This is a genomic window from Bradyrhizobium roseum (assembly GCF_030413175.1).
GTDB lineage: Bacteria > Pseudomonadota > Alphaproteobacteria > Rhizobiales > Xanthobacteraceae > Bradyrhizobium > Bradyrhizobium roseum.
Genome location: NZ_CP129212.1, coordinates 4,997,279 through 5,018,127, shown reverse-complemented (window position 1 = coordinate 5,018,127; position 20,849 = coordinate 4,997,279). Strand labels below are relative to the sequence as shown.

At 63.5% G+C, this 20,849-nt stretch carries 16 protein-coding genes; 6 read left to right on the top strand and 10 right to left on the bottom strand.

What is annotated here, in order from left to right; genetic code table 11:
* Positions 1–363: 363 nt before the first annotated feature.
* On the top strand, positions 364–5,874 hold the full coding sequence (locus tag QUH67_RS23815) for an MBG domain-containing protein (protein WP_300941740.1): 5,511 nt from the start codon (positions 364–366) through the stop codon (positions 5,872–5,874).
* Positions 5,875–6,242: 368 nt separating this feature from the next.
* Positions 6,243–7,943, top strand: coding sequence for a ShlB/FhaC/HecB family hemolysin secretion/activation protein (locus tag QUH67_RS23810; protein ID WP_300941738.1), 1,701 nt, complete (start codon positions 6,243–6,245; stop codon positions 7,941–7,943).
* Between the two features lie 25 nt (positions 7,944–7,968).
* On the opposite strand, the gene QUH67_RS23805 is transcribed toward QUH67_RS23810, so the two are convergent.
* From QUH67_RS23805 to QUH67_RS23775, 7 genes are all read right to left on the bottom strand, one after another.
* Positions 7,969–8,856, bottom strand: coding sequence for a dienelactone hydrolase family protein (locus tag QUH67_RS23805; RefSeq protein WP_407080347.1), 888 nt, complete (start codon positions 8,854–8,856; stop codon positions 7,969–7,971).
* Between the two features lie 367 nt (positions 8,857–9,223).
* Positions 9,224–9,730, bottom strand: coding sequence for a hypothetical protein (locus tag QUH67_RS23800; protein WP_300941736.1), 507 nt, complete (start codon positions 9,728–9,730; stop codon positions 9,224–9,226).
* 285 nt (positions 9,731–10,015) lie between these two features.
* Entirely contained in the window at positions 10,016–10,480 is a 465-nt protein-coding gene (locus QUH67_RS23795; protein WP_300941734.1) for a GNAT family N-acetyltransferase, read from the bottom strand.
* Between the two features lie 182 nt (positions 10,481–10,662).
* A complete protein-coding gene (locus QUH67_RS23790; protein ID WP_300941733.1) occupies positions 10,663–11,280 on the bottom strand; it encodes a transglutaminase-like cysteine peptidase in 618 nt (205 codons plus the stop codon).
* 330 nt (positions 11,281–11,610) lie between these two features.
* A complete protein-coding gene (locus QUH67_RS23785; protein WP_300941731.1) occupies positions 11,611–12,228 on the bottom strand; it encodes a PilZ domain-containing protein in 618 nt (205 codons plus the stop codon).
* Positions 12,229–12,398: 170 nt separating this feature from the next.
* On the bottom strand, positions 12,399–12,851 hold the full coding sequence (locus tag QUH67_RS23780; protein ID WP_300941730.1) for a host attachment protein: 453 nt from the start codon (positions 12,849–12,851) through the stop codon (positions 12,399–12,401).
* Positions 12,852–12,886: 35 nt separating this feature from the next.
* Positions 12,887–13,297 carry a DUF3775 domain-containing protein gene (locus QUH67_RS23775; RefSeq protein WP_300941728.1) on the bottom strand — a complete coding sequence of 137 codons (411 nt, stop codon included), beginning with the start codon at positions 13,295–13,297 and terminating at the stop codon, positions 12,887–12,889.
* Positions 13,298–13,491: 194 nt separating this feature from the next.
* On the opposite strand from QUH67_RS23775, the gene QUH67_RS23770 reads away from it, so the two are divergent.
* From QUH67_RS23770 to poxB, 3 genes are all read left to right on the top strand, one after another.
* Positions 13,492–15,006: a DASS family sodium-coupled anion symporter gene (locus QUH67_RS23770; RefSeq protein ID WP_300941727.1), complete on the top strand. Its 1,515-nt coding sequence runs from the start codon at positions 13,492–13,494 to the stop codon at positions 15,004–15,006.
* Between the two features lie 165 nt (positions 15,007–15,171).
* Positions 15,172–15,945 carry an enoyl-CoA hydratase-related protein gene (locus QUH67_RS23765; RefSeq protein ID WP_300941725.1) on the top strand — a complete coding sequence of 258 codons (774 nt, stop codon included), beginning with the start codon at positions 15,172–15,174 and terminating at the stop codon, positions 15,943–15,945.
* Between the two features lie 14 nt (positions 15,946–15,959).
* On the top strand, positions 15,960–17,696 hold the full coding sequence (poxB, locus tag QUH67_RS23760) for a ubiquinone-dependent pyruvate dehydrogenase (protein WP_300941723.1): 1,737 nt from the start codon (positions 15,960–15,962) through the stop codon (positions 17,694–17,696).
* 10 nt (positions 17,697–17,706) lie between these two features.
* On the opposite strand, the gene QUH67_RS23755 is transcribed toward poxB, so the two are convergent.
* The 3 genes from QUH67_RS23755 to QUH67_RS23745 form a co-directional block, all read right to left on the bottom strand.
* Positions 17,707–18,261, bottom strand: a complete 555-nt coding sequence (locus QUH67_RS23755) for a PAS domain-containing protein (protein WP_300941721.1) — start codon at positions 18,259–18,261, stop codon at positions 17,707–17,709.
* Positions 18,262–18,673: 412 nt separating this feature from the next.
* Positions 18,674–19,039 carry a hypothetical protein gene (locus QUH67_RS23750; protein ID WP_300941719.1) on the bottom strand — a complete coding sequence of 122 codons (366 nt, stop codon included), beginning with the start codon at positions 19,037–19,039 and terminating at the stop codon, positions 18,674–18,676.
* Entirely contained in the window at positions 19,036–19,245 is a 210-nt protein-coding gene (locus QUH67_RS23745) for a hypothetical protein (RefSeq protein WP_300941717.1), read from the bottom strand. Before QUH67_RS23745 ends, QUH67_RS23750 begins: the two co-directional genes overlap by 4 nt.
* Before the next feature lie 687 nt (positions 19,246–19,932).
* Here QUH67_RS23745 and QUH67_RS23740 point away from each other — a divergent pair.
* Positions 19,933–20,730 carry a rhomboid family intramembrane serine protease gene (locus QUH67_RS23740; protein ID WP_300941715.1) on the top strand — a complete coding sequence of 266 codons (798 nt, stop codon included), beginning with the start codon at positions 19,933–19,935 and terminating at the stop codon, positions 20,728–20,730.
* Positions 20,731–20,849: the final 119 nt, after the last annotated feature.

The window sequence follows — 20,849 nt, the reverse complement described above, 5'->3', positions numbered from 1 at the left end:
ACTGCGGCCGGCATGACGCCAGCCTGCATGAGCTGCCGCAGTTCTACGGCTGATGACAGCATCCGATACGGTACGTCGCGCAGTCGGATTTGGCGATGCTCGGGGGGGCGCAGCCGTTTAGTGCGATCGTTATTTACAATTTTTCGATAAGTTGCCTGTATTGGTTGATACATCCTTAGATAGGAATCTGCGACGGTAACGGCGTGTGCATGGAACCGTGCCTGTCGGCAAAAAATTTCAGAGACGGAACGGTGCGGTCGCCTTTCAGCGCATGGTGGTTCGATGATCGTCTCATTCTGGTCTACGCGGCATCTCGTATCTGCCATCAAGCCGAGCAGGAGGGAGTTCCGAGCCTCCGTCAGCGTGATCCCACTGTTGTGGGGCATCGGTTGCGCGCAGTCATCGGTGGCGCAATCGCTACCGACCGGTGGAACGGTGGTCAGCGGCAACGTCGCAATTGGCTCGCCGTCGCCGACAAGCCTCACGGTTTCCCAGTCGAGCGCCACCGGCATCGTCAACTGGTCGAGCTTTTCGGTCGGGCAGGGCAACCAGGTCCAATTCAATAACGGCAGCGGCGCGACTCTCAACCGCGTGACCGGCAACGTGCCGTCATCGATCAACGGGCTCGTATCCGCAACCGGCTCCGTCTATCTCGTCAATCCGGCAGGCGTCGTCGTCGGACCGACCGGCGTGGTCAAGACCGGCGGCAGTTTCGTGGCTTCGACGCTGGATGTGAAAGATGCGGATTTCCAGGCCGGCGGCGCGCTGACCTTCAGCGGCAACAGCAAAGCCTCGGTGGTCAATCTCGGCCAGATCGGGGCGTCGAAGGGCGACGTCATCCTGGTCGCGCGCCAGGTTCGCAACGACGGCTCGCTGACGGCGCGCAACGGCACCGCCGCGATGGCTTCCGGGAGCGAGGTGGTGCTGAGCGACGGCTCGCTCGGCAATGGCAAAGTGCTGGTGCGGCTTCCGGCGCAGGACGGCGAGATTCGCAACAGCGGTGCGATCCGTGCTGCGGAAGTAGAGTTGCGCGCCAACGGCGGCAACGTCTATGCGCTTGCCGGCAACACCGGGCGGGCCATCACGGCGACCGGCGTCGCCAGCAAGGGCGGAAGAATTTTTCTCACTTCCGAGAGTGGTTCCGTCAACGTGACGCAGAAAATTGTCGCGCGGCGTATTCAGGCGGACGCAGCGTCCGCGCCGAAGCGTGCAGGCGTCGCGTCGCGGCGTTCGCTCACCGGCGGAGACGTCGTCATCAGCGGCGACAAGGTCACGGTCGGCGGCGCGATCGAGGCGAAGGGGAGTGGCGGCGCCGGCGGCACTGTCGTGGTGACCGGAAAAGACGTCATCCTGGCTTCAGGCGCTGCGATCGACGGCAGCGGTACATCGGGCGGCACCGTGTTGATCGGTGGCGACCGGCTCGGCGGATCGGACGCCGCGCTGAAGTTTCTGCCTCAGACCATCGCCAACGCGCAGACCACGACGATCGAGGCGGGTGCGACGATCACGGCCGACGGCACGTCAGGTGCCGGCGGCAATGTGGTGGTTTGGTCGGATGGTACGACGTCGTTTGCCGGCGCCATCAGTACGCAGGGTCTGCGTGGCGGCTTCATCGAGACCTCGGGACATGTGTTCAACTTCTCCGGTGGCAGCGTCAATGCCGGCAGGGGCGGTGCATGGCTGCTCGATCCCGTGGATCTGACGATCGATGCGACGCTCGCCGGCACCATCGCGAGCGCGCTGAACGGAGGCAGCAACGTCACCCAGCTGACAAGTGCTTCCGGCAGCGGTGGCAGCGGTGACATCACGGTGGCGAGCAGCATCAACTGGTTGACCAATGCGACGCTGACGCTCAGCGCCTATCGCAACATCGCGGTCAACGCCAACATCACGAGCACCGGCGGCGGCGGCGTGGTGCTGCGCGCCGACAATTCCGGTACGGGGACAGGCACCGTGACATTCGGCGGAGGGCAGATATCGACCGCGGGGACGGTCTCGATCTTCTACAATCCGACCGGCGGCAATTCGAGCGTCAATGCCATCAAATACACTGCGCCCTCGCGAACTAATTTCAGCGGCAACGTCACCGGTGGCGCCACACTCAACGCCTACATGCTGGTCAATACGGTGTACGACCTGCAGAACATGCAAAACTACGTGTTGGGTGCCTATGCGCTCGGCCGCGACATCAATGCTGCCGCAACGACGACGTGGAACGGCGGCGCGGGGTTCGCACCGGTAGGTGTGCCCGGCGCGGAGTTCCGCGGATCATTCGATGGCCAAGGTCACACCATTTCAAGTCTCGTCATCAATAGGCCCGCCGCTGATTATGCCGCGCTGTTCGGCATGGTGGGCAGCGGGGGGACCGTGGGCAATGTCGGGCTGCTGGGCGGCTCCGTCACCGGTCGCGTCGCAGCGGCGGCGCTCGTCGGGGGCAATTATGGCACCATTGCAAACGCCTATGCGACCGGAACGGTCGCCAGCACCAATTCCGGCGCAGGCGGGTTGGTCGGATTCAACTATGGCTTGATCACACAGTCCCACGCCACTGGCGCAGTGACCGCGACGACCTCCATCGCGGGCGGCCTGGTCGGGTTCAACGACGGCGACATCACGCAGTCCTACGCGACCGGAGCCGTTACTGCGACAGATTTGGTCGGCGGGCTGGTCGGCCACAACTGGGGGAACATCACGCAATCCTATGCGACCGGAGCGGTCAGCGGCGTCAATCTGGTTGGCGGTCTGGCCGGGCAAAGTGAGGACAGTATTGCCCAGTCCTATGCCACTGGACAGGTCAGTGGCACGTCGAATGTCGGGGGACTGGTCGGCTACGGCTGGGGCACCATCGCACAATCCTACGCCACAGGAGCGGTGAGCGGTGTCAGCGAGGTCGGTGGTCTGGCTGGCTATTATGCCGGTTCGATCACCCAATCCTACGCCGCAGGGGCCGTGACCGGTACGTCGAATGTCGGGGGACTGGTCGGCTCCACCTGGGGTGACATCACGCGGTCCTATGCGACCGGGGCGGTGAGCGGCGTCAGCGAGGTCGGCGGTCTGGTCGGCTACAATGGGGGCTACATCACTGAGTCGTACGCGACGGGGCCGGTGAGTGGTACGGCCAATGTCGGGGGACTGGTCGGCAACAACGACAACGGCGACACCGACAGCGTCTTGCTGTCGTACTGGGACAGCTATTCGACGGGCCAATCGGCTGGAATTGGCGCGGGCACCGCGCCGTCCGGCCTGACCGCCGTAACCAGCGATCCGGCGCAGTCAGCGGCAGCCAACTATGCGTTCAAGCAGAGCGCGTATGGCAATTTCGACTTCACCGAGGGCAACGCGTCCACCGGCTGGTTCATGATCGATGGCCGGACTCGTCCATTCGGCCAGTGGGAATATTCGACCAACATTGCAAATGCCCATCAGCTTCAGTTGATGGCGATGGACCTCGGCGCGAGCTACAAGCTTGCCGCCAACATCGATTTTTCGAGCGGTCTCGCTGTGGGAGGCAAGTATCCCGGCATGTGGGCATCGACCGGCTTTTCGCCCATCGGCGATCTCTCCTCACAGTTCACCGGGAGTTTCGACGGACAAGACCACGTGATCTCAAACCTTGCGATCAACCTGCCGTCGACCAGCTATGTAGGCCTTTTCGGATATGCCGCGGGCTCCACACTGAGCAATGTCAGCTTGCAGGCCGCCAGCATGACTGGGCTGAATCGCGTTGGAACCCTGGCCGGCCAGTCATCGGGGGCCATCAGCAATGCCTCGGCGACCGGTGTGGTGGTAGCCGGAGGCTATGGCGGCGGATTGGTGGGCGAGAGTCACGGTAGCGTCGCCAATAGCTCGGCAGCGGTCACGGTCACGGGACTGACCGCCGCCAGCTCCTCCATGGGTGGTCTGGTCGGATGGAATAACGGGTCCGGCATCATCCAGGACAGTTACGCGACCGGCAATGTGACGGCCGGTAACGGAGCCACGCGTGCCGGCGGCCTCACCGCTCAGAACAATGGCCGCATACTTAGAAGCTATGCGACGGGAGCGGTCAGCGGCGGCAGCCAAGGTGTTGGCGGCCTGGTCGGCTTCAACAGCACTGGCACGCCAACCATCGTCGATTCCTACGCCACCGGCGCCGTGACGGCCACATCGCTCGGCGGGGGATTGGCCGGCGTCAACTCCGTGGGAGCCTCCATCGAAAATTCCTACGCGACCGGAGCTGTCAGCGTTGCGTCGTCGACCGTCACCTCGTTGTTCGGCGGAGGACTGGTCGGCAGCAACTCCGGGCTGGTCACCCGGTCCCATGCGACAGGGTCCGTGGATGTAACGTCGACATATGCAGCGGCCACGGCCACGTCGGCGGGAGGATTGATTGGCAGCAACGGCAGCACGGCTACGCTCACGCTGTCTTACGCGACCGGTGCAGCCAGCGCCGTCTCGGCCGCCGGGACGACCACGACCGGCGGATTGGTCGGCAGGAACGTCGGCGGGGCCACCGTTGCTCAGTCTTATGCGTCCGGTGCGGCCAGTGCCACCTCCGCTGCCGGGTCGGCGATGGCAGGGGGACTGATCGGCAGCCACATCAGCACCGGGGCGGTCACCCAGACCTACGCGACCGGCGCCGCGAGCGCCGTTTCGACCTCCGGCACGGCGGCGGCTGGCGGCTTGATCGGATCGGTTGGCGGCACCGCGGCCGTCACGTCGTCCTATTGGGACACCGTGACGTCCGGAAGGGCGAATGCCGTCGGCAGCGGCGCAAGCACCGGCATCACCGGTCTCACCACCAGCGAGATGCAGAATTCGGCAAATTATGCGTCAACCTACGCGGGCTGGGATCTCGCCACCGTCTGGTCCGCGCCCAGCGTCGGCTATTACCCGGAGCTCTACGGCGTCAACTATGTGTTGCGGGTCGATCCCGCCAATGCCTCTCGGGTCTATGGTGAAGCCAACCCGGCATTCACCTATTCGATCTACGGGCTGCATGCCGGCGATACGGCGGGGATCATCAACGGCCTCGGAGTATCGACGGCAGCGACGGTGACTTCGAATGCCGGCGCCTACGCCATCAACGCCAGCGGCGGCAGTGCCGTCAGCGCCTCCGGCCGAGCCTATCGCTTTATCGATGCGCCCGGCACATTGACCATCACGCCTCGCGCGATCACCGTGACAGCCGATGCGAAGAGTCGCGCCTATGGCGATGCCAATCCTGCGCTGACTTATCAGGTTGGCGGCTCGGGACTGGTGAACGGCGACACGCTGTCGGGCACGCTGGCGACGCCTGCGACCGCAATCAGCGGTGTCGGCACCTATGGGATAATGCAAGGCACGCTGGGCTCGCCGAACTATGCGATATCCTCGTTTACCGGGGCCAATCTGTCGGTCACGCCGCGTGCGATCACGGTGGCGGCTGATGCCAAGAGCCGCGCCTATGGCGATGCCAATCCGGCGCTCACCTATCAGGTGGGCGGCTCCGGCCTGGTCAATGGCGACACGCTGTCGGGCGCGCTGGCGACGTCGGCTGCGGCTTCCAGCGATGCCGGCGTTTACGGCATCACGCAGGGAACGCTGGCGGCCTCATCCAACTATGCCTTCGCCTTTGTTGGAGCAAACCTCACGGTCATGCCGGCGGCCGCCCCTCGCGTACCGACTGCAGAGCTCGGAAGCTACGTGACTTCGCGGGTGGCTCTGCCTGCGCCACAGCCGCCTCAACAGATGCGGGAGCCCGTGCTGCGCATCGCGCAACCGTCGCCTGCCATCATCTGCGCATCCAGGCAATGCCTGGAGCTTCCTCATCCGCACAATCGGCAGATTGGCGAGCGCGCCAAGTTCGTCGGCGCCGCCAACCGCCATCGGCTGCCTGCCTTTGCCGACAATTGAGGTCGCGCGCGCGTGAGGCCGCGGCTGATCGGCACCCACATTCGAATGCGTGGTTGCACGCATAAGTTGGTGCGAGCGAATGCGCTTCAACCGTTCGCACGCTATGGTTATGTGTCGTTTGGAACTCAACCTTAAACCGTCTTTAATCCCTTAACCATATTGGTTGCTGTGCTCATGGTTCACCGTGTGCGACAGAACGTCGGAACGTGCAAACTCATGCGGACTCACGCGTCGATATCGCGCAGCCTTGGCAGACTGCGGTCGTCATGATGCAGCCGTTGACACGACGTTTCGCATCACGCATCACGCATCGGGTGCGAACCGCCACACCTGATGGACGCGGAATCGGCCGCTGTTGCGCGCTGATCATGGGCTGCGCTGTTGCGATCGCCGCTGAGGGCATCGCATGGGCACAGGTGGTAGAGCGCAATCTGCCGCCGGAGCCGCCGCGCCGCGCGTCGGCGGTCAAGATCGGGGCCGACGAACTTCTCAGGAGCGACGACGCAACGCCGCTCGGCGTCGACGTTCAGGCCATCGTCCTGATTGGCGCAGACGGCGGCGCCAAGTCGGTCAGGGGCGCGAAGGGTATCGATGTGAGCGAGGTCCGCGGAATCGACGCCGCCGCGCTTCGCGAGCAGCTCACGTCATTCCTCGATCGGCCGCTCAGCCGCAAGCTGATCGCCGAAGTGCAGGCGGCGGTGGCCGCGGCCTACCGCGACGGCGGTCGTCCATTCGTGTCGGTCACGCTGCCGCCGCAGGAAGTATCGTCCGGCGTCCTCCAGTTGCGCGTCATCGTCTTCAAGGTCGCCAACACCAAGGTGACGGGAGCCGCGGCCGAGCGCTATCCGCAAAGCCGCATCCGCCTCGTCCCAGGGCAGGAGATCGATGCCCGCAAGCTCGAGACCGATCTCGACTGGGCCAACCGCAATCCGTTTCGGCAGGTCGAAGCGGTGTTTGGTCCCGGCAAGGATCTCGGCCTGACCGACGTCAATATCCAGGTGACGGACCGCAAGCCGTGGCAGGTGTATGCCGGCTACGCCAACAGCGGCACACGCCTGACCGACCGCAATCGGTATTATGTCGGGGCCAGCGGGGCGCCCTCCGCCGATATCATCGCCTCCTATCAGTTCACCGGCAGCGGCAATTTCTGGGTGGACGACGGGCTGTTCAACCGGCCCGACGACGCCAGGTATGTCAGCCAGGCGGGGCGGTTGCTGACGCCGCTCGGATTACGCACGAGCCTCGAAGTCGTCGGCGATCATGTGCTGACCAATGAGCGGCCCAGCAATCTGTTCCGGATCAAGACGCAAACCAGTCAGGCATCGGCGATCGTTCGGACTGCGCTGTCCGATCTGCTGGCGCCTGCGGTCGGCGATCTGCTCGGCGGTGTCGAACTCAAGCACCAGCTGCGCACCACCATCTTCGACGGCACGCCCGTTGCGGAGGGCAGCGCCGACGTTGCCCAACTGGTGGTCGGATGGAACGGGCGGTGGTCGGACAATCTGGGCAGCAACACCCTCGACGTTCGTTTCAAGTCCAATCCCGGTGGCATCCTTACCGGCAACAATTCGCTCGCCTGGAACGTCTTCACCAATGGACGCGTCACCGACGTGCAGACCAACTTTGTCACCCTCGAGTTCGGCCGCATGACGCCGCTGCCGAAGGGCCTGTCGTTGAAATCGGAAGTGTCCGTGTTGGCGTCCTCCAAGCCGCTTCCGGACACCGAACGCATCGGGCTCGGCGGAATCCACGCCGTACGCGGCTATGTGACCGAAGACGGCGCGGTCGACCAGGCCATGATCCTGCGCAACTCGCTCTACGTCTCGATGCCCAGCATGCCTTCCTGGATGCCGGGCACGCTGGCGCCGTTCCTGCTGGCCGACGTCGGATGGGGGCGGGATCTGTTTTCCCGGCGCGACTCCACGCTGTCGTCGCTAGGCGCCGGCTTCGACTTGGCGGCCGGCTCGAACTTCAATTCCAGAGTGCTGGCGGCAAGGGCCATGACCGACGGGCTGCAAACCCCGGCAGGATCCTGGCGTGTTTCGCTGCAGGCGTCAGTCAATTATTGAGGTCCACTGCTACTACTTACAGAAGCTAGCTCAACACGCCGTACTTTTTGAACCAGGTCTGCATCTGGCTCCAGGCGTCCTCGGCCGCGTCCTTGCGGTAGCTCGGGCGATAGTCGGCATGGAAGCCATGCGGTGCGGCGGGATAGATCTTGAACTCGGCCGTCTTCTTGTTGGCGGCCAATGCGGCCTTGAAGGCTTCCACCGTGGCGACGGGAATGCCGGTGTCGGCCTCGCCGTAGAGGCCCAGGACGGGCGCTTTCATCTCGGGCGCAAGCTGCGTCGGGCTCTTTGGCCAGACCGGATTCGGCGGATCGATCAGCGGGCCATAGAACGCGGCGCCGGCCTTCAGCGTGCCGGAGTGGGCGGCATATTCCCAGACCGTGCGGCCGCCGCGGCAGAACCCGATGATTCCCAGCTTTGACGTGTCGCCGCCCTGCGATTTGGCCCAGGCGACGGTGCTGTCGAGGTCGGATAGCAGCTCGGCGTCCGGCTTCGCATTCACGATCGGAAGCAACTGCGGAATATCCGTGATCTTGGTCAGGTCGGCGCCCTTGCGGTAATAATAATCCGGCGCCACCGCGAACGCGCCGAGCTTGGCGAGCCGCCGGGTCACGTCCTTGATGTATTCGTGCAGGCCAAAGATCTCCATCGCCACCAGCACCACCGGCGGGTTGCTGACGACCGCGGGCTTCGCGAAATAACCGGGCATCTCGCCGTCGGCGACCTTGATCTTGGCGTCGCCGGTGACGAGGCCACTGCTGTCGGTTTTGATCACGTCGGCGCGCACCGGGCCGGCTGCCAGCGTATAGCCCGCCGTCACGGCGGCAGACGCGGTCATGAAGCCGCGTCGTGAGAAAGGTGCGACCTTCGTCAGCCCGATGACATCTGAGGTTGGCAGGGGTTCGGCGCTCATGCGGCTCTCCTTCTTGGGAGGCGCATTCAGGGTGCAAACCGCAGCGAACGCAAATCACCTGCTTGCGAGATGCCGGCTGGTCTGAGAAGTCGGAACAACCAAAACTGATTAAAAAACAAGGCCGTCGACGCAGTATACCGTCAACGACCTTGCCAGCCCCGGATATTGAAATCGGCTCACGCCATCCGGTGAACTACAGGATGCTCCGGATTTCCGCGGGGATGTGTGAACCAGTTCACAAAGGCGAAAAAAAGTTGCGGCAGGGCGCGGGGGTTGTCAACAGGATCGCATCGTCCGGCCAAGCCAAGCGCCGCCGTTCAGGAAGCCTGCAAAGAAGGTTGTTGTAAGGCCGCCATAGGGGCGCCGGTCAGCTGCGCGCCTTGGCGCGGCTGCGGGTGGCGCTGCGGCTCGAGCGCGGCTGCACCTTGCCCGCGCGTTTGCGCGGTGCGGGAGCCGCAGAGGGTTCTGAGGCTTGTGTGCTGGCAAAGGATTGCCGCAGGCCCTCGATGGCTCCAGTCAGCGTTCCGACCTGCTCGGAAAGTTTCCTGGTGTCGTTCTGCTGGGCGGCAAGCAGGCGCCGCACCGTCTGCAACTGGTCCTGCACCATCTGCAATTGATCGATCGATTCCTGCTGTGTCGCCTCCAGACCCTTGGTCTTCTCGACCAATTGCTCGGACGCCTGGGTGGCGCGCGCCTGCAACTGCCGGGTCGCGACCACGCGATCGGTTTCAGGCGCGTTGCCGGTATAGCTGCGCCAGAGGGTGATGAAACTGACCCCAAGCACAACAAGGACGAGCGCCGCTGCGGCGATCGCAATCGGCTGTTTGCCGAGACGCGCGATGGGGCTGGCACTCCGGGAGGCGAGTTCAATCATGCGACTCCAAATCCGGACGTGATTCTAAAGTTCCAAAATAGCACAGCCGAAATGGCGCCAAAACCCCGGATTTGCCGGGGCGTCGCGGGAATTGCGGGCAAAAATCCAGCTGGAACAGGACTTTACGCAGCAGATTGGCTCTTCGGGTTTAACTTACCGCGGCGGCGGCTTCCGCGCAGCCGCGCGCACGGAGCCTCTCTGCCGCTGCTCCGACCAGCCTCGGCTTTGACGTCAGCAAGGTGCGGATAACGTCGATCTCGCGCCCGGCCATGACATGCTCCCGCGTTACAGCAGCCCGCGATAGACACCGGGTTCGGAGCCCTCGATCGGTATTGCGCCGACCGCCTTTGCATAGAACTCCGCAGGGCCCACGCCGCCGATGATGGCGTAGCCGTAGCCCTGCTGCCTCATCGCTTCGAGGCAGTTGAACAGCAGCGCCTTGCCGATTCCGCTCTTTCGATCGTTCGGGTGAACGCCGGTAGGACCGAAGAAGTTCGGGCAGGTCGCATCGTGGCAGGCAAATCCCAAAATGGTCTTTTGCCGGACGGCGATGAAGCAGGATACGGGCTGGCGGGAAAACGCCACATCCACTTCGCTGGCCCAATGCTCGCTGAAATTCTCGCGCACCCAACCAACGACCGTGTGCTTTTCCGGCGCGAGCGCGCGCCGCGTTATGATGGAGGCCTGGCCCAGCCGCTCGAACACATCGCCGGAGGGCGGCAGCGCATACAGCTTGACCAGCATGTCCATCGGTGGCGGCGTCCTTCAATAAGTCGGCGCGCGTATTATCGTCTCTGAACGAAAGCTCGTAAATCCGCCCGCCAAAAAAGTTGCGGCCACCCTTTGGGGGAAGGGTGGCCGCGCGCGAACCGGTCTGGGACGGGGAGGGGTGGGGATGTGACCGGCTCGCGGGTTCGTAAAATCCTTGTTCGTTATCGATCGCGTGACGAAGCGGTGGCGACCGCCGGGCGGCTGTCACCGAGCGAAACCCACAGATTGGGATCGCTCTGCGACTGACGCTTGACGAAGCGGTAGCCGGTGTCGGTCCACGCCAGGACGCTTTCGTTCTGGTTGTCGAGAACGAATTCGCCCTTGTCGCTCTTCACCGTCAGCACCGCGTGGCCTTCGCCCTTCTTGTCGCGCACCACCGTGATCAGCAGCGCTTCGCGCGGCCATCCGGCGTCGATCAGCATCTTGCGCTTCAGAAGCACATAGTCTTCGCAGTCGCCGTAACCGTCCGTCGGCAACGACCATTTCTCGATCACACCCCAATGATCCATGTCGGTGATCGGCTTGATGGTCTCGTTCACCCACTTGTTGACCCGCACCAGATCGCGCCACGCCGTCTGCGACATCACGATGTCGCGGGGCTGCGAGGTGCCGCCGCGGCATTCGCCGGCGTTCTCGGCGCAGAATTCGACCCAGCCGATCGGCGAGCGCGCGGTCTCGCCAAGGCTGGCATAGATGGCGTCGCCGGCTTTTGCCGAGACGCTCATTCCCAGAAGGATGGCGATGACCGCCAGTCCCTTCCCCTGTCCCCTGAAAAACATGGTGGCCCCCGTTTCTTGTTGGGACCATGTTTCGCACGGAGGATTTGCGCTGCCGCTAAGTCAAGCAAGTAGATTTGAAGCGAATACAAGTAAAACTCGCGGCGAATTTGATTTATACTTGAATCGAATTCGAATAAAATTTGAAACAACTGCAATTGATTCAAATTTTACGCATTAAGGCGCGGGACGTTGTGCCGTCGGCATAAAAGCGCGCGAAAGCCCACCCCGTTAACCGCGTTTGAGAGACCGTAAAACGCGGAAAGGGCGGCATCCTTGGTGCGGATGCCGCCTTTTCAGCTAAAAAGAAGGGGGGGTTTGCTGGCCGGCGCTTTACCGCGCGGTAACCGCGTCTTCGATAGCCTCGGCCACTTGCTCGTGGACGAACTCCAGCGCGAAGCCTTCCTCGAGGTTTCGCACCACGCGGGACTGCACCTTGCCCAGCATGACCAGCGATTTCAGCGGCGGGCGGTTTTCCGCGGCGATCGCGGCGCCCGACAGCGAGAGGTCGATGATGCGGCAGGTCATCTTGCTACCATCCTCGAGCGTCATCAGCGCGATCGGATTGCGCGGAATGATGCGGTCGTGGCGGCGGTCTTCCGGTAGGTTGAGGATGTCGCGGTTGGCGAGCCAGGTGAGCTGAGCGGCCAGCTTGTCGCGCTTGCGCGCGGTGGCGCCCACCGTCATCGCAAAGCCGTTGTCGATGATGCGGGTGATTTTGCCTTCGACCCGGCCGATATGATCGAGATAGGCGATCACGCGGTCGCCGACATTGCCGATGCCGGGCGCCAGCAGGGCCAGTCCGCCGGGCGACATGTTAATGATCTGGCAAGGAAATTCACGGCGGTCCGGCAACATGTAGCGGCCGAGCAGGTGGACTTTGACACGCTGAAAGCGCCGTCGCTCCTCGGCGGAGGGTAGAGTGGTTGTTTTCTTTTGCGCAAACGACATCTTCGCCACCAGACAGCCGGTCCTCGGCGTCAGGAAGACCCTAAGGCTGACAGGGTTAACGATGTCTTATCGGCGCCGGCAATGAGGTGCGCGTTGAGTCCCGTTTTGGCCGCCCTCGGCAGCGTTTGGCTGAATCCCAGGGGCGCGCGCGACGTTAACCCGCCCCCTTTTCATGCTCCCGCCAGAAGCTGCTTCTCGATCTCATAGACCGGCATCTTGATCAGGTCCTTGGCGATCTCGCCGTGAAGCGCCTTTCGAACCGCGGCCGAATAGTCCGATCTGATCATGCCGAGCGCGCGAGGCGAGGCGACAATGGTCACCGCCGAGGTTTCGCCGGTCGTGACGGCAACGTCCAACCGCTCTGCCAGGGTCTTGAGAAATGCTCGCTCTGACTCGTCGTGCCAGTCGGTCTGCTCGACCGAGCTTCGTGCCCCGCCACCCGACTGGTGCACGCGGCCGGGCGCATCGCTGCCCTGCGCATGGGTGGACGGGTTCGGTAGCTCGTGCACTTCCCTGGTATGCAAATTCGGAAACACGCGGTCGCCACGGTTTTCGAGAATCAGCGCCTTGCCGCCATCACAGACGACGATCCAGTCGCCCGTGCCGATCCTGATCTTGTCCATTTGAACTACTCCTGGATGGTTGATGTCGCGCGAAGTCAGAGAGGCGCCTCGAAATCCTCGAAAGACTTGCCGAACTGCGACAAGGCCTCCTCCAGATAATCGGCAAGCATCGGGGTCTCGATCAGGTAGTGCGCCGTCCGGTTGTTGTGGGCGTGTGAAGCCTCCTGACGCAGGTCTTTCCAGCTGTCGAGATCGCCGTCGCCGCGACCGAGCCACATCAAGGCGACCAGATCGATCTGCTCGTCGACATTCAGGCCTCGGATGAAGCCGGCTAGCTCCGATCGGTCGGTGATCCTGCCGTTGTCGTCAGAGCCGTGGACGGCATCGTCGTCGGCGGACGTGGAATTGGCATCCAGTTCGGTCGCCGTGCCGTCGGACTGCCGCGACTTTGTGACGATGAAAAACACTTTTTCCGGTGAGATCGACAGGCTGGGCGCTTTTCGCATCGGGAATTCCTCGCATCCATCCTCTTGGGTAAAGACGGCAGGGCAACCGTACCTTGCGCAAGATCAAAGAGGCTGCGAAAGCCCGACCGCCGCTGCGGCGGGTAGGTTGTCCCGGCGCGGCAGCGAGCGGCTTGATCCAGCGCAAAACAGCGCCGGCGATCCCGGTCGATGGTGCGGTTCCGGGAGGAACACGCATGGCTATCGTAGAACAGACATCTGCAGGCGGCTCGGTCGCAGGCGACGGGCGCCAGAGCTGGATCCGGGCCAACTGGGGCTTGCTGCTCGCCGTCGGCGTGCTGGCTGTCATTCTGCTGCTGCCGACGCCGGCGGACCTGCCGGTCGCGGGGCATCGCATGCTCGCCATTCTCGGCTTCGCAATCATTGTCTGGATGACGGAGGCGATCGACTACGCGGTTTCGGCGATCGTGATCGCCGCGCTGATGGCGTTCCTGCTCGGACTGGCGCCGAGCGTCGCCAATCCCAAAGTGCTGATGGGGACGAGCGCCGCGCTCGGTCTCGCCTTCAGCGGCTTTGCAAACACCGCGCTGGTGCTGGTGGCGGCGGCGCTGTTTTTGGCGGCGGCCATGACGGCAACCGGCCTGGACAAGCGCATCGCGCTGACCATCCTGTCGCGGGCCGGCACCGAAACCCGGAACGTCGTCATCGGCACCATTGTGGTTGGCTTCGTGATCGCGCTGATGGTGCCTTCGACAACCGCGCGGGTGGCCTGTCTGGTACCTATCACGCTCGGCATTATCTCGGCCTTCGGCGTCAACCGGCGCGGCGCCTTTGCCGGCATGCTGATGATCACGACGGTGCAGACCGCAAGCATCTGGAACGTCGGCATCAAGACCGCGGCCGCGCAAAACATGGTGGCGATCGGCTTCATCGAGAAGGCGTTCGGCCGAACCGTCACCTGGCTGGAATGGCTGATCGCCGCCGGGCCGTTCGCGGTGCTGATGTGTGTCGCCCTGTATTTCGTGATGACACGGATGATGCCGGCGGAAGTGGCGCATGTACCGGGCGGCCGGGAAGGGATCCGCAAATCGCTGTCCGAGCTCGGGCCGATGAAGCCGTCAGAGATCAAGCTGCTGCTGCTGTCGATCACGCTGATCGGGTTTTGGGCGACCGAAAGTGTGCTGCACAAATTCGATACCAGCACGACGACCATCACCGCGGTGGCGCTGATGTTCCTGCCGGGCCTTGGCATCATGAGCTGGAAGGAGGCGCAGCCAAAAATCCCGTGGGGCACTGTGGTGCTGTTCGGCGTCGGCATCAGCCTCGGCACCGCGCTGCTGCAGACCACGGCGGCGACCTGGCTCGCCAACATCGTCGTCGATGCATTCGGCCTGAGGAACGCGACCACGTTGTTCATCCTTGGCGTGATGAGCCTGTTCCTGGTCGTTATTCACCTCGGCTTCGCCAGCGCCACGGCGCTGGCATCGGCCATGATTCCGATCGTCATTGCCGTGCTGAAGAGCGTGGCGACGCCCGGCATCAACGCCATCGGCATGACCATACTGCTGCAGTTCGTGGTGAGCTTCGGCTTCATCCTGGTGGTGAACGCGCCGCAGAATATGGTCGCCTATGGCACCGACACATTCAGCGCCCGCGATTTCGTCCGCACGGGCTTGGTGCTGACGGTGATCGCGCTTGCGCTGGTGATGCTGCTGGCCGCGACTTATTGGCGCTGGCTGGGTTACGTGTGAGACGCCGCGACGGCGTTCGCCCCGCCCGAATTCGCTGTCCGCTGCGGTCGATCCCGGTCATGCCGGGCAAACCGATTGTCTTTTGCCAGGTTGTTTCGATACCATCGGTCATGCTGCCGCGTCCGGCCGGGCCGGCCAAAAATGACAGCGAACGGAGGTTTCGAAATGCCGGGAGTGAAGCGGGAACGCGATGACAGCGTCGGCGTGCTGACGCTGGACGAGCCGGAGACGCTGAACGCCATGACGCCCGATCTGCTGGGCGATCTTGCGGCCGCCATCGGCGAAATCGATGCTGATCCGCAGGTAAGAGCGCTGGTGCTGACCGGCGCCGGCCGCGGTTTCTGCTCGGGCCAGAACCTCAAGGCCGCCCAGATCCTCGGTGACGATATCGCCGCGGGCGTGATGAAGTATTACTGGCCGGCGTTCAAGGCGATGCGTGCGTGCCGCGTTCCGATCGTGGTCGCGGTCAACGGCGTCGCGGCCGGCGGCGGCTTCAGCCTTGCGATGGCGGGCGACATGATCGTTGCCGCGCGTTCGGCTCGCTTCATTCAGGTGTTCAGCCGGATTGCGCTGGTTCCCGATCTCGGCTCGACCTGGATGCTGCCGCGCCTCGTCGGCCGGCAGCGTGCGCTCGAACTGATGATGACCAACGAGCCGCTGACGGCCGATCAGGCAAAAGAGTGGGGGCTGGTCCGTGAAGTCATCGACGATGCGTCCCTTCGCGACGGCGCGCTCGCCCTGGCGCGCAGGCTCGCAAGCGGCCCGACGCGCGCGCTGGTCGCGACGCGCCGTCTGATCGACGATAGCGAACACGCCGGCTATGAGGATCAGTTCCGCCGTGAGATCGAAACGCAGGCGGAAATCCGTCTCAGCGCCGACGCGGTGGAAGGGCGCAACGCGTTCCTCGAAAAACGTGCGGCGGTATTCACCGGACGCTGAGAAAGGGTCGCAACATGACGATCGACAATGTCGCAGACCTTGTCGCGGAGACGCTGGCCCAGGCCGGCGTCAAGCGCATCTTCGGTGTCGTCGGCGACAGCCTCAACGGCCTCACCGACGCGTTGCGCAAGCGAAAGGCGATCGACTGGATTCACGTCCGGCATGAAGAGGTCGCAGCCTTTGCCGCCGCGGGCGAGGCGCAGATCACCGGCGAGCTTGCGGTGTGCGCGGGGTCGTGCGGGCCGGGTAATTTGCATCTCATCAACGGCCTGTTCGATGCGCACCGCAGCCGCACGCCGGTGCTGGCGATTGCCGCGCAGATCCCGTCCGCCGAAATCGGTGGCGGCTATTTTCAGGAGACGCATCCGCAGGAGCTGTTCCGCGAATGCAGCCATTATTGCGAACTGGTTTCCGATCCGGCGCAATTGCCGTACGTCCTCGAAAACGCCATTCGTGCGGCCGTGGGCCAGCGCGGCGTCGCCGTCATCGTCATCCCCGGCGATATTGCGTTGCGTCCGGCGCCCAAGCGCGGCATTTCGCCGAATGCGGGGTTGTTGCCGGCGCAGCCCATCGTCCGGCCGGGCGAGGGCGAACTCGAGGCGCTGGCCACGCTCCTCAACGGTGCCAAGCGCGTCACGCTGTTCTGCGGCCGCGGCTGTGCCGGCGCCCATGACGGCCTGATGCGGCTGGCCGAGACGCTAAAGAGCCCGATCGTGCATGCGCTCGGCGGCAAGGAGCACGTCGAGTTCGACAATCCCTACGATGTCGGGATGACCGGCTTCATCGGCTTCTCGTCCGGCTATGCCGCGATGCATGCGTGCGATGTTCTGCTGATGCTCGGGACTGATTTCCCCTACAAGCAGTTCCTGCCGACCGATGCGAAGATCGCGCAGGTCGATATCCGGCCCGAAAACCTCGGCCGCCGCTGCAAGCTCGACCTCGGCCTCGTCGGCGATGTCGGCGCCACCATCGGCGCGTTGTTGCCGAAGCTGACAGCGAAGGCGGATCGCAAGCATCTCGACGACAGCCTGGCGCACTACCGGAAGGCGCGTGCCGGATTGGATGACCTCGCCAAGGGAACGCCGGGGCAGAAGCCGATCCACCCGCAATATCTGGCGCGCCTCCTGAGCGAGCAGGCGTCTGAGGACGCGGTATTCACCGCCGACGTCGGCACGCCGACGATCTGGGCGGCGCGCTATCTCGCCATGAACGGCCGCCGGCGCCTGATCGGTTCCTGGGTGCACGGCTCGATGGCCAACGCGATGGCGCATGCGATCGGCGCGCAGGCAGCGCAGAAGGGGCGGCAGGTCGTCTCGATGTCGGGCGACGGCGGGTTTGCCATGCTGATGGGCGACCTGATCACGCTGACGCAGATGAAGCTGCCGGTGAAGGTCGTGATCTTCAACAACGGCGTGCTGGGGTTCGTGGCGATGGAGATGAAGGCCTCCGGCTTCATCGAGACCGGGGTTGATCTCAAAAATCCCGATTTCGCTGCGATGGCCCGGGCCATGGGTATTCGTGCGGTGCGGGTGGAAGATCCGGGTGAACTGCCGAACGCGATCCGCGACGTGCTGGCCCATGACGGGCCTGCCGTTCTTGATGTCGTCACCGCGACGCAGGAATTGTCATTGCCGCCGACGATCACGGCCGAGCAGATCAAGGGCTTTAGCCTCTGGGTGCTCCGCGCCGTGATGAGCGGGCGTGGCGACGAGGTGATCGACGTGGCGAAGACCAACCTGCTGTCGCGATAGCGCTACCGCCTTACCGCAAGCCCTCATACACCATGAAGCCGCGCGCGATGGCGAGCTTGCGCAAGGCGCGTGGCACGAGTTTTTGCGGCCGGTGCAGGTAGCGCCACGACGTCACCTTGAAATCGGAAATCGTGCAGAGGTCGCTTTCGAATGGAGCCAGCACGCCGGTCAGGCTGACCGGTGCATGGGCGCGATTGTTGAACGGCAGCAGCAGCAGCTCCAGATGAGCGGTCGTCCCGTCGTCCGAGGTGGCGGTGATGCCGGCGATGGCCGGCAGCATTTCCTCGGCCACGTGGCTGACGACGTCCTCGATCTCGAGGCGGCTGTCCGGGGTGAACAGCGCGGCAAAACTCGTATCCTTGAGGTCGCGGCCGAGCAGGGCGCTGACCCGCGTTCCAGCGACGCGGAACGGATAGCCGGCGTCGCTGTCGTAGGAAAGCACGAAGATGTCGCCGAGCAGCTCGCGCACCGCGCCGGGTTCGATCTCGCTGCGGTCCGGCGCCCGCGCATCGCCGCGCTTCGCATCCCAATAGGCGAAGAAATCGCGGCTCGATGGGTGTTTCATGAACTGATCCTCGCCCCCGGGTTGCTCCGCGAGACAGTTCTGTCCCGCTTTTGCGCAACACGCTTCCCCGGCGTGTTGTGCAGCAGGGGCTTTGCAGCGTCCATGCCGGGAACGCGATTTGGCCGCGCGGGAGACGGCTTTGCGTCGTTAACGTTAAATTCACTATGTCCGTTAAGGGATCGGTAACTTATGTGTCTCCCCCGGGGGGCTTGCCGTGACCTGGAGCGACTGTCTTGCGGCTTCCCGATCGCCAGCCTTGATGCCGATCGCGAACCTGCGGCGAGGGCGGACCAGTGTGGCAAGGTTGCCGTGACGGCGCATTGCGAGCGTGCTGAGGAATCCGGTCGGGTCGATGCTGAATTGGATCGCGTTACTCGCGTGCAACCGGCTGGGGTAGACGCAGGTCAGTTGCTCAGCCGCCCTGAGCGCCAACGACCCAGTACCGGCGCCCATTGGATCGCGGATCAGAACCGTCACTCGTCTTGAGGCGGATGATGTAGACGCCCAGATCTGGCGTGAAGCCGACTTGCCCCTTGGGTAGCGGCGTCAGGTTTTCGTAGACGGAAATTCGCGAAGTGTCGGGAAAAACCGTCGTGCGAAAGATATGGGACCGCGCCACAAAATGATCGGGCTCGTCGCGGTGGAAGGCCAGCAGCATCTCGACGGGATTGCCCAAGGGTGTCGGGGGAAGCTCATAGTTTCGATGCATGAGCCAGGCTACAGGCAGATAGATTGCGTAAAGGCCGAGGCCGACGGCGATAACTTTCGCTGCGGTCATATTGACGTTTCGGCGAACGCAATCTCGACGAAAGCAAGAGCAGCGGCGTATTCGGCGAAATTGCCGTTGATGGTGCCGCTCGGCCGAAGGATATCCACATGCCAGAGCCCGCCAATCAGGTCGATAGCTCCGACGAGAACCTTGTCTGTACCGTGCTCAATCCCAAACGAATGAGGACCAAACTCCACGACCCGCCAGCCTTCCACCGCTTTCCTCCCGGCCATAGTCCCGGTGTCTAGCACGACAACCTCTAATAGCAACAAAGCGAGACTGGCAGTTTTTGGAAGTACAACCGTGTGGCCCGGACCACGAACGAATCCCTCACGTGAGACTTTTCTCGCTCCTCGCGTTCTCGATCAGCCATCGTGATTTTTGCGAAGCTACTTGGAGTGCTGCTGTTTTCTGAAAAGCGGTCAGCGCTTCGTCGTTAACTTTAAATTAACGACGTCGTTGTCTAGCGCGGGGTCCTGCGCGTAGTGTGGAACGCATCGGACGGTGCCGGATTGTCTGAACGATTTCCCGGCGCAGTTGGTACACAGGTGGCTCAAACAGTTTGGTCATCGCGCGGGGAGGGGTGGGGATGTGATCCCGGCTCCAGGGCGCGAGAAGATCAGCGAGACGAGGGAGGATGTTCTCAGCATCCTCCCTTTTTCTTTGGCCGTCTCATGTCCTGGACGTGGCGCAGCGTCCTATCGGCGATGCGAAGCATCGTCCGACACGCTGCTCCGCAGGGCCGGGACCACATGACGCAGGCTGGATCCCGGCGCTGCGTCACATCACGATGCCGCGCCGCCTCCGGGACACGGACAGCTCCGATTGTGCACTTGCACAGGGCGGGTAAAGCCGCCTATCTGGACCGATATGCCTCGAAGCTGACTTGCAAGGTCCTGCCTTTGGAATCGCAGTCCTACTCATCCCCGGCCGAGCCGCCGGAGGCCCCGCACGAGCCGATCCTGACGCTTCCGGGCGCGCTGACGGCCTATGTGCTGCTGATCGCGGCGATTCATCTGCGGGTGCTCCTGCCGGTGGAACTGGAGAACTGGACCATCGACGTGTTCGGTTTCATCCCCAAGCGCTACGATTCGACGTTGCTCAATATCACCTTTCCCGGTGGGGCCGGCGCCAAGGTCTGGACCTTCGTCAGCTATTCCCTGTTGCATGCAAATCTCAGCCATATCGGTTTCAACGTGCTGTGGCTGTTGCCGTTCGGCAGCGCACTGGCGCGCCGATTTGGTCCCGCGCGATTCTTCGCATTCATGGCGGTGACCGCGGCGGCGGGCGCGGTGGCCCATCTCGTCAGCCATGAACATGCCATCGCGCCGATGATCGGCGCTTCGGCTTCGGTATCCGGCGCCATGGCGGCCGCGATCCGTTTCGCTTTCGTGCGGGGAAGCTTTCTTTCGTTCAATCGGGGCGATGCGGATGCCGCGGCAAAAGTTCCAGCGCTGTCGCTAGGCCGTGCGTTGCGCAATACGCGCGTGCTTGGATTCCTCGCGGTATGGTTCGGCGTCAACATCATCTTTGGCCTCGGCTCGATTTCGATCGGCGCGGACGGCGCCAGCGTGGCCTGGCAGGCGCATATCGGCGGATTTCTCGCCGGCCTGATGCTGTTTTCGCTGTTCGATCCGGTGCCGCGTGCGATGCCGCATGCGACGGACGTTTCGTCACCGGACGAACCCGGTCGCGTCTGATCGCCGCTTGCGGCGCAGAACGAATTCATTCATCATCCACGCAGGTTGCAACGCAAGCCAATGCCGCTGCCGTCAAGGACAGCCGCGCGTGTCAACCGCGCCCCGAAATGAAATCGGCG

Bases quoted from the DNA above. Each gene is read 5' to 3' on its own strand.
- QUH67_RS23805 (WP_407080347.1), bottom strand. From the start codon at position 8,856: ATGAGCGCCGAACCCCTGCCAACCTCAGATGTCATCGGGCTGACGAAG.
- QUH67_RS23780 (WP_300941730.1), bottom strand. From the start codon at position 12,851: ATGGACAAGATCAGGATCGGCACGGGCGACTGGATCGTCGTCTGTGAT.
- QUH67_RS23785 (WP_300941731.1), bottom strand. From the start codon at position 12,228: ATGTCGTTTGCGCAAAAGAAAACAACCACTCTACCCTCCGCCGAGGAG.
- QUH67_RS23755 (WP_300941721.1), bottom strand. From the start codon at position 18,261: ATGAAACACCCATCGAGCCGCGATTTCTTCGCCTATTGGGATGCGAAG.
- poxB (WP_300941723.1), top strand. From the start codon at position 15,960: ATGACGATCGACAATGTCGCAGACCTTGTCGCGGAGACGCTGGCCCAG.
- QUH67_RS23810 (WP_300941738.1), top strand. From the start codon at position 6,243: ATGGGCTGCGCTGTTGCGATCGCCGCTGAGGGCATCGCATGGGCACAG.
- QUH67_RS23775 (WP_300941728.1), bottom strand. From the start codon at position 13,297: ATGCGAAAAGCGCCCAGCCTGTCGATCTCACCGGAAAAAGTGTTTTTC.
- QUH67_RS23800 (WP_300941736.1), bottom strand. From the start codon at position 9,730: ATGATTGAACTCGCCTCCCGGAGTGCCAGCCCCATCGCGCGTCTCGGC.
- QUH67_RS23795 (WP_300941734.1), bottom strand. From the start codon at position 10,480: ATGGACATGCTGGTCAAGCTGTATGCGCTGCCGCCCTCCGGCGATGTG.
- QUH67_RS23765 (WP_300941725.1), top strand. From the start codon at position 15,172: ATGCCGGGAGTGAAGCGGGAACGCGATGACAGCGTCGGCGTGCTGACG.
- QUH67_RS23770 (WP_300941727.1), top strand. From the start codon at position 13,492: ATGGCTATCGTAGAACAGACATCTGCAGGCGGCTCGGTCGCAGGCGAC.
- QUH67_RS23790 (WP_300941733.1), bottom strand. From the start codon at position 11,280: ATGTTTTTCAGGGGACAGGGGAAGGGACTGGCGGTCATCGCCATCCTT.
- QUH67_RS23750 (WP_300941719.1), bottom strand. From the start codon at position 19,039: ATGACCGCAGCGAAAGTTATCGCCGTCGGCCTCGGCCTTTACGCAATC.